The sequence below is a fragment of the Sphingomonas sp. genome, from assembly GCF_042091075.1.
Classification (GTDB): Bacteria; Pseudomonadota; Alphaproteobacteria; order Sphingomonadales; family Sphingomonadaceae; genus Sphingomonas.
Map to the genome: position 1 here is coordinate 1 of NZ_JBELIE010000020.1, position 8067 is coordinate 8067.

Consider the following 8067-nt stretch of genomic DNA (forward strand, 5'->3'; position numbering starts at 1 on the left):
CGCGAGGTGATGCTCGACCGTGCGCCCGCGGGCGTGACGATCGGCGCTCGGCTGATGATCGACATCGTGCGCGAGGTGATTCCCGAACCCGGGCGCGCCAAACGCGCGCGGGGGCGGATCAGCGACGCGACCGTCGCGAGCGACGGCGCCGATCTGCTGGCGCGGATCGGTGCGACCGGCATCCCGGTCCGGCATCTGCACGCCCATCAACCCGACGCGCTGGAACAGGCGGGGTGGTCGGAAGTGCTGGAGGAAGCACGCACCGGCGAGATCGCCTTCCCCGGCGGCGTGCTGCGGATGTCCCCCACCCCCGCAATGACGCTGTTCGACGTCGACGGCGACGCCGCGCCGGAGGGGCTGGCATGCAGCGCGGCGGTGGCGGTGGCGCGGGCGATTCGGCGCCACGATATCGGCGGCTCGATCGGTATCGACTTCCCCACGCTCGCCGGCAAGGCGATCCGGCAGGAGGTGGCGGCGCTGATCGACAAGACACTGCCGGCGCCGTTCGAGCGCACCGCGGTGAACGGCTTCGGCTTCCTGCAGATCGTCCGCCCGCGCCCGCGCGTGTCGCTGCCCGAGCGGGTGCGCGACGATCCCGTTGGTGCCGCCGCCCGTGCCGCGCTACGAATCGCCGAACGTGCCCCACCGGGGGCGCCGCTGCATCTATCGGTCCCGACGCCGGTCCGCGACCGCATCCTTGCAACCCCGGCATGGTGCGATGCCCTGGTGACGCGCACCGGCCGGCGCCCCATATTCGCGGCATGAAGCAACAATGCCCGATCTGCGGCGCGCCACCGCTCGCCGCCATCGCCCCCTTCTGTTCGCGCGGCTGCAAGGATCGCGACCTGCTGCGCTGGCTGGGCGAGGGATACCGCCTGCCGGGTCAGGCGGTCGATCCCGAAGCGATCGATCACACGCAGGGGCTGGACAGCCGCACCGACACCGATTAGGGACCGCGCCTCATCGCTGTTCGCGATAGGCCCAAGTAGCTCAGTTGGTAGAGCATACGACTGAAAATCGTAGTGTCGGTGGTTCGATCCCGCCCTTGGGCACCATTTTCCAGATCTGACAGCAGCGCCGGGCGCCTCGCATCGCGACAGCGGGGGCACCGCCCCCCACGTTCGGCATCGTAGAGATCGGGCGCCGGCCACCACGAGCGATCACCCGCCGCCGCGCATCAATCGGCGGGTGATCGAGCGGGTTCGGCCGTCAGTTGGCCGGCGGCGCGGCGATCACGCCGCCCGAGGCGGTGAACAGGGCGACCGTATCGGAAAGGCGGCCGGCACGCGCCTGGATCACCTGTTGACGGGCCTGCGCATCCGCGGCGGTGGCATTCAGCAGGGCAAGCGTGCCGACGCTGCCGAGCGCGAGCTGTCGCCGCACGAAGGTCAGCGCCTGCCCCGCCGCCTGGGTCGAGCGCGTCGCGGCATCGAGCTGCTCGGCATCGGTACGCAGCGCCGTCAGCGCGTCGGATACGTCGGCAAACGCCTGAAGCACCGTCCCGCGATATTGCGCCTTGGCGCCGTCCAGCGCCGCCTCCGCCGCGCGCTGCTGATGCTTCAGCTGTCCGGCGTGGAAAATCGGCTGCGTGATGCCGCCCAGCAGCGCCCAGAACGGGTTGCCGCTGCGGAACATGTCGCCGAAGCGTTGCGCCACGCCCCCCGCATTCGCGCTGAGCGTGATGCTGGGCAGCCGCGCCGCGATCGCCGCGCCGACATCCGCACCCGCGCCGACCAGCTGCGCCTGCGCCGCGCGCACGTCCGGGCGCCGCGCGACCAGATCGGACGGCAGCGTCAGCGGCAGCCGCGCGGGCAGCGCCAGATCATCGAGCGTCGGCAGCGCGGGCAGCGGATTGCCGGCCGCGACCCCGATCAGCGTCGCGATCAGAACCTGCTGGTGCGCCTCGGCGCGCTCCAGCGGCGGCAGCGCGCTTTCGGCGGTGGCAAGCGCGGTCTGTTGCGTCGCCACGTCCGCCAGTCCGACCGCGCCCAGCCGCTGCTGCAACTGGATTCGCGACAGGATATCGCGGTTGACCGCGATACTGGTCCGCGCCGCCTCGATCTGCGCCGCCAGCGAGGCGCGCGTGATCACGGCCTGGACCAGGTTGCCGACGACGCTGGTGCGCGCCGCGTCGAGACGATGGCGCTGCACCTCTGCCGCGGCGCGCGCGGAGCGGATCCGCTGACGCACACCGCCGAACAGATCGGCGTCATAGTTCACCGTCACCTGCGCGGTATGCAGTGTGTAGAGTTGCTGGTTCTGGTTCGCGATATTCGGCGACAAGGCGTCCGACACGCGCACCCGCTCCGCCTGGTAGCTGGCATCGGCCTGCGGGAACGCGCTGGCCCCGGTGGCGAACGCCTGTTCACGCGCCTGCCGCAGCGTCGCCTCGGCCACCGTGAGGTCGTTGTTGTGCGCCAGCGCCGCGCTGACGAGCGTATCGAGCCGCGTGCTGTTGAAAGCGTGCCACCATTCGGACGGAGCGGTGGTGTCGACCACCGCCTGCGCCGGGCCGGCAGCGGGGGCGATCGTCTCCGGCCGCGCCGCCGTCGCCGGGGGCAGATCGGCATGCGCGTTCAGGTCGCGCGGGCCGACGGTGCAGGCGGCGGTGCCCGACAGCGCCGCCCCCGCGATCAGCATCTTCCACCGCCGCGTCATGCCAGCGCCTCCCCGCCCTCGGCATTGGGCGCGCCATCATGCGGAGGATGGCCCACATCCTTCCCGTGCGCCCCGCGGTTCCCCGGTGCCACGCGCCGTGAGAACAGGTCGATCAGCACCGGCAGCACCAGCAGGATCAGCATCGGCGCGAGCGTCATACCGCCGACCACGACCAGCGCGAGCGGCTTCTGCACCTGACTGCCGATCCCGTGCGACATGGCCGCCGGCAACAATCCGATCGCGGCGACCAGGCAGGTCATCACCACCGGGCGCAGGCTGTTGCGCACTGTCGTCGCCAGCGCCTGGCGCCGGTCCATATCCTCGTCGATCGCATGATTGTACGTGGTCACCACCAGGATCCCATCCATGACCGCAATGCCGAACAGGGCGACGAAGCCGATCGCGGCGGAGATACTGAACGCGGTGCCGGTCAGCGCCAGCGCCAGCACGCCACCAATGATCGCCATCGGGATGGCGGAGAAGGCGAGCAGACTGTCTCGCAGCGACCCGAAATTGGCGTAGAGTAGCAGCAGGATCAGCAGCAGGCTGATCGGCACCACGATCTCCAGCCGGGCGACGGCGTTCTTCAGATTGTCCAGCTCGCCCGCCCATTCGAGGCGATAGCCCGGCGGCAGGTGGACGTTTCGCGCGATCCGCGCCTGCGCCTCTTCTACCGCGCTGCCGAGATCGCGGCCGCGCACCGAGAATTTGATCGGGATGTAACGCTCCTGATGCTCGCGATAGATGAACGACGCGCCGGTCGTCAGCCGCACATTGGCGACTTCCGACAAAGGCACCTGGATCGTGCCAGTGCCATTGGGCGAAGGCGCACCGACGGTGATCCGCCGGATCGCCTCCAGCGAGCCACGCTGTTCGGGGCGCAGCCGCACGACGATCGGGAAATGGCGATCGGTGCCGGGTTCGTACAGGTCAGCGGTCGACTGCCCGCCGATCGCCGTCGCCACGGTCGCGTTGACGTCATCGGGGGTCAGGCCGTAGCGCGATGCCCGCGCGCGATCGACGTCGATCCGCACCGTCGGCTGACCGAGCGACTGGAACACGCCCAAATCGGCGATCCCGTTCACCTTCGACATCTGATCCTTGATCTGGTCGGCGTATTTTTCGAGCACGTTGAGATCGGGGCCGAACAATTTGATCGAATTGGCGCCCTTTACGCCCGATGCGGCTTCCTCGACATTGTCCTCGATGATCTGCGAGAAGCTGAAATCGACGCCGGGATAGCGTTTCGACAGTTTGGCGGACAGTTCGTCGATCAATTTCTCCTTCGTCATCCCGTTCGGCCAGGTGTCGAACGGCTTGAGCGGCACGAAGAATTCGATGTTGAAGAAGCCGGTCGCGTCGGTGCCGTCATCGGGGCGGCCGTGCGCGGACAGCACTGCGGTCGTCTCCGGATAGGTGGCAATGATCTTGCGCACCTCGTTCGTCACCCGCTCACCCGCGTCGAGGCTGATCGAGCCCGGCAGCGTCGCGCGGATATACATGTTGCCTTCCTCGAGATGCGGCAGGAACTCGATACCCAGCGACCGCATCCCCACCAGCGCGCCCGCCATCAGCAGCAGCGCGCCACCGATCGTCAGCACCCTGTTGCCGAGCGCGAAGGCGGCGGCGGGTTCATAGGTGCGCCGCAGCGCCGCGACGACCTTCGTTTCCACCTCCGACAGTTTGTCAGGCAGCAGCAGCGTCGACAGCACTGGCGACACGGTGAAGGTCGCGATCAAACCGCCGGTGATGGCATAAGCATAGGTCTTGGCCATCGGCCCGAAGATATGCCCTTCCACCCCGGTCAGCGTGAACAGCGGCAGGAAGCTGGTGATGATGATCGCGGCGGCGAAGAAAATGCCGCGGCTCACCTCGTGCCCCGCGCCCAGGATCGCCGAGAAGCGCGTCGCGAGCGAATAATGCCCGCGCCCGTTCTCCGCATGCGCGCTTCGCTCCACCATGTGGCGGAAGATATTTTCCACCATGATGACGCTGGCATCCACCACCAGCCCGAAGTCGAGCGCGCCAACCGACAGCAGGTTCGCGCTTTCGCCCTGCAGGACGAGGATCAGCACCGCGAAGGCAAGCGCGAAAGGGATCGTCGCCGCGACGATGACCGCGCTGCGCAGATTGCCGAGGAACACCCACTGCAGCGCGAAGATCAGCAACACGCCGGCGACCAGATTCTCCATCACGGTATGCGTGGTCAGCTTGATGAGGTCGGATCGGTCGTAGATCCGCTCAAGATGGACGCCGGGCGGCAGCACGCCGGTCGAGTTGATCGTCTCGACTTCCTTCTGCACCGCCTGGATCGTCGGCATCGACTTGGCGCCGCGCTGCATCAGCACGATGCCCTGCACGATATCGTCGTCGTTGTTGTAGCCGGCGATGCCCTGGCGCGGCTCGTTGCCGATCTTCACCGTGGCGATGTCGCGCACCAGCACCGGCTGGCCCGCGTTGGTGCCGACCAGCACGTTCTGGATACCGGCGACCGACTGGATCAGCCCGACGCCGCGAACGACCGCCGCCTGCGCGCCGAAGTTGATCGTCTGGCCGCCGACGTTGTTATCGCTCTTCTGCAGCGCCTGCAGCACCTGCGCGACCGAAACATTGTGCGCCGCGAGCCGGTTGTTGTCGATTTCGACATCATAAGCGCGCAGCTTGCCGCCCCAACCGGTGACGTCGATCACGCCGGGGATGCGCTTGAACCGACGCTGCAACACCCAGTCCTGCAACGTCTTCAGATCCATCACGGAATAGCCCGGGGGCGCGGTGATGCGATAGCGGAAGATTTCGCCTACCGGGCTGGTCGGCGACAGCGTCGGCTGCGCTCCCGGCGGCAGCGGCGGCATTTGCGACAGGCGGTTGATGACCTGTTGCTTCGCCTCATCATTGGTCAGGTCATAAGTGAACTGCACCTTGATGTCCGACAGCCCGAACAGACTGATCGCACGGATCGCGGTTTCGTGCGGGATGCCCGCCATCGCCACCTCGATCGGGATGGTGATGTTACGCTCCATCTCTTCGGCGGACAGGCCCTGGGTCTGCGTGATGATCTCCACCATGGGCGGAACGGGATCGGGATAGGCCTCGATATTGAGGTTGGCGAAGCCGATCCCCCCCGCGACGATCATCGCGATGAAGATGCCGACGATCAGCAGGCGCTGGCGCAGCGCGAACGCGACGATGCGGTTCACGAACCGAGCCCCGCTTCGTTCACGAACAGCGCGCCGGAGGTGACGATCATTTCGCCGGGGCGCAGCCCCGACAGGATCTCGATCCGCCCGTCACGCTCGTCGCCCACCGTCACATTTCGAGCCGCGAGCAGCTTGTCGGGCCGCATCACCCAGACGCGGGCGGTATCGCCCTCGTGGATCACCGCCATCGACGGCACCAGAATCGCATCGCCCTCCACCGCCTTGCGGATCGAGAAGCTGGCGAACATCTGCGGCTTCAGCGCGCCGTCCGGATTGGCGATCGTCGCGCGGACCGGCAGGCGGTGGGTATCAGGATCCAGCCCCGCCCCGACCACCTCGATCCGCGCCGAGAAGACGCGCCCGGGCAACGCCGGGGTGGTCACGTCGACGACATCGCCGACATGCACCGCATCGGCATCGGTTTCGGCCACCTGCGCGATCAGCCACACGCGCGACGGATCGGTGATGAACATCACCGGCTTGTCGCCGCCCTGATTGACATATTGTCCCGCCGATACGTCACGCGAAGCGATCAGCCCGCTGATCGGTGCGCGCAGCGTGGTGACGTCGTGGATGCCGGACATCTCGCCCACGCGCTCCAGCGCCGCGATCTCACCCTGCGACTTGCCGAGGATCGACAATTTGTCTCGCGCCGCACCCAGCGCCGCCGCGGCGGTTCGCGCGGTCGCCTGCGCCGCGGCCAGATCGGCCTGCGCCTGCTGGTAATCCTTCAGCGCGCCGCCCGCGGTCTGATAGATCTGCCGCTGGCGATCCGCATTGCGGGTGGCCGTGGTCAATTGCGCCTGCGCGTTCTGCAACGCCGCGCGGGCGGCGAACAGACCGTTACGCGCGTCGACGAAATCGCCGGTCTTGATCAGCAGCAGCGGCTGCCCCTGCCGGACACGCTGCCCGGCATCGGCCAGCACGCGCACGACCTGACCCGAATAGGGCAGCAGCACCGGGGTCGACTGATCGCCGTCGACGCTGATCGAGCCGCTGGCCAGCGTCCGCTCATCCGATGCGCCATATCCTACCTTCATCAGCGACATCTGCGCCAATTGGTCGTCGGTGGCGCGGAACGTGCCGGGCGGCGTCTGCACCGGGGGCGGCGGTTCGTGATGCGTCAGTTTCGCGATCAGCGAGACGAGCAGCACCACGCCGATCACGGCGCCGGCGACGATCGCCAGCCAGCGGATCTGTGCCCCACGGGGCAGGCGGCGGGCTTCGGGCAGAGTGGCAGGGGCTTCGGCGCTGTGCATGGATCGTCCTGAAGGTTCTCACCTTCGCCGATAGCCGGACGCGATTACCCATCCTTTGCGGCAACATTACCGATTTGTCGGGATTGCACCCGATGACCGTTCCCCGCTCAGCCGCGCGGCGCCGGAGCCCCTTCCCACGCCGCGATCAACGCATCGCCCGTTTCGGGCCGCAGCTGGAAAATGCCGCTGTCGACATGCCGTGTCGGGTGGACACGATTGGTCAGCAGTGTCCACGCCAGCTCGCGATCGGGATCGATCCACAGGCCGGTACCGGTAAAGCCGGTATGCCCGATCGTCGTCGCCGAACATGCCTGGCCGCCGGACCAGCCGGGGTGGCGGATTTCCCAGCCGTGGGTGCGATGCCCCTCCACCGGCGTGCGGATCGCGTGCCACATCGCGGGCGAGGCACCACTGCCGTCGAGCAGCGCGCGCGCGAAATCGAGCACGCCCGCAACGGTGCCGAACAGCCCCGCGTGCCCGGTGCGCGCGCCCATCGCCGCCGCATTCTCGTCATGCACCTCACCCTGCAACACGCGATCGCGCCAGCGGCAATGCTCGGTCGCGACCGCGGGGCCGGGTGGCGGCCCCCAGCTCAGCCCAGCCCCGAGCGGCAGCGTATCGAGCCCCGCGCCGATCAACCGCTCGATCGCGATCCCCAGCAGGATGAAGTTGATGTCCGAATAGACCGGCGGGCCGTGGCGCCATTCGCGTTGCAAAACGAAGGCACGCAGCCGCGCGGGATCGTCGCCATAGGTGTAGATCGGCTCGACCGCGGGCAGAAAGGTGCGGTGCACCAGGCAGTCGCGAAACGTCAGCCGCCGTTCCGCCGCGTGCAGCACATCATATTGCCGCAGGTCGGGGATCGCATCGGTCAGCGGCCGGTCGAGATCGATCCGCCCCTCGTCCGCCAGCCGCAGCACGAAGGTGGTCGTCGCGATCACCTTGCTGACCGA

Annotated in this window: 6 protein-coding genes and 1 tRNA gene; 3 read left to right on the forward strand and 4 right to left on the reverse strand. The window is 68.0% G+C overall.

Translation table 11 applies throughout. The annotated features are described in order from the left end of the window. From ACFDSW_RS03670 to ACFDSW_RS03680, 3 genes are all read left to right on the forward strand, one after another. Positions 1–765: ribonuclease E/G (locus ACFDSW_RS03670; RefSeq protein WP_375248923.1), on the forward strand; the 765-nt coding region annotated here is incomplete at its 5' end. Next, positions 762–950 carry a DNA gyrase inhibitor YacG gene (locus ACFDSW_RS03675; RefSeq protein ID WP_375248924.1) on the forward strand — a complete coding sequence of 63 codons (189 nt, stop codon included), beginning with the start codon at positions 762–764 and terminating at the stop codon, positions 948–950. The genes ACFDSW_RS03670 and ACFDSW_RS03675, both read left to right, overlap by 4 nt. A gap of 29 nt (positions 951–979) precedes the next feature. Further along, positions 980–1055 (forward strand) — tRNA-Phe (locus tag ACFDSW_RS03680). A 154-nt stretch (positions 1056–1209) separates the two neighbouring features. Here the strand turns inward: ACFDSW_RS03680 and ACFDSW_RS03685 are convergent. The 4 genes from ACFDSW_RS03685 to ACFDSW_RS03700 all read right to left on the reverse strand — a co-directional run. Next, on the reverse strand, positions 1210–2658 hold the full coding sequence (locus ACFDSW_RS03685; RefSeq protein ID WP_375248925.1) for an efflux transporter outer membrane subunit: 1449 nt from the start codon (positions 2656–2658) through the stop codon (positions 1210–1212). Then, positions 2655–5855 (reverse strand): efflux RND transporter permease subunit, encoded by a 3201-nt coding sequence (locus tag ACFDSW_RS03690; protein ID WP_375248926.1) that lies wholly within the window; start codon positions 5853–5855, stop codon positions 2655–2657. The genes ACFDSW_RS03685 and ACFDSW_RS03690 overlap by 4 nt, the downstream gene beginning before the upstream one ends. Next, the gene (locus tag ACFDSW_RS03695; protein ID WP_375248927.1) at positions 5852–7114 is read right to left on the reverse strand and encodes an efflux RND transporter periplasmic adaptor subunit; all 1263 of its coding nucleotides are present in this window, start codon (positions 7112–7114) and stop codon (positions 5852–5854) included. Before ACFDSW_RS03695 ends, ACFDSW_RS03690 begins: the two co-directional genes overlap by 4 nt. A 107-nt stretch (positions 7115–7221) precedes the next feature. Beyond that, positions 7222–8067, reverse strand: an 846-nt coding sequence (locus tag ACFDSW_RS03700; RefSeq protein ID WP_375248928.1) for a serine hydrolase domain-containing protein, incomplete at its 5' end; no start/stop codon positions are given.

Excerpts from the sequence above, each read along its gene's own strand:
- ACFDSW_RS03675 (WP_375248924.1), top strand. The coding sequence starts at position 762 with ATGAAGCAACAATGCCCGATCTGCGGCGCGCCACCGCTCGCCGCCATC.
- ACFDSW_RS03685 (WP_375248925.1), bottom strand. The coding sequence starts at position 2,658 with ATGACGCGGCGGTGGAAGATGCTGATCGCGGGGGCGGCGCTGTCGGGC.
- ACFDSW_RS03695 (WP_375248927.1), bottom strand. The coding sequence starts at position 7,114 with ATGCACAGCGCCGAAGCCCCTGCCACTCTGCCCGAAGCCCGCCGCCTG.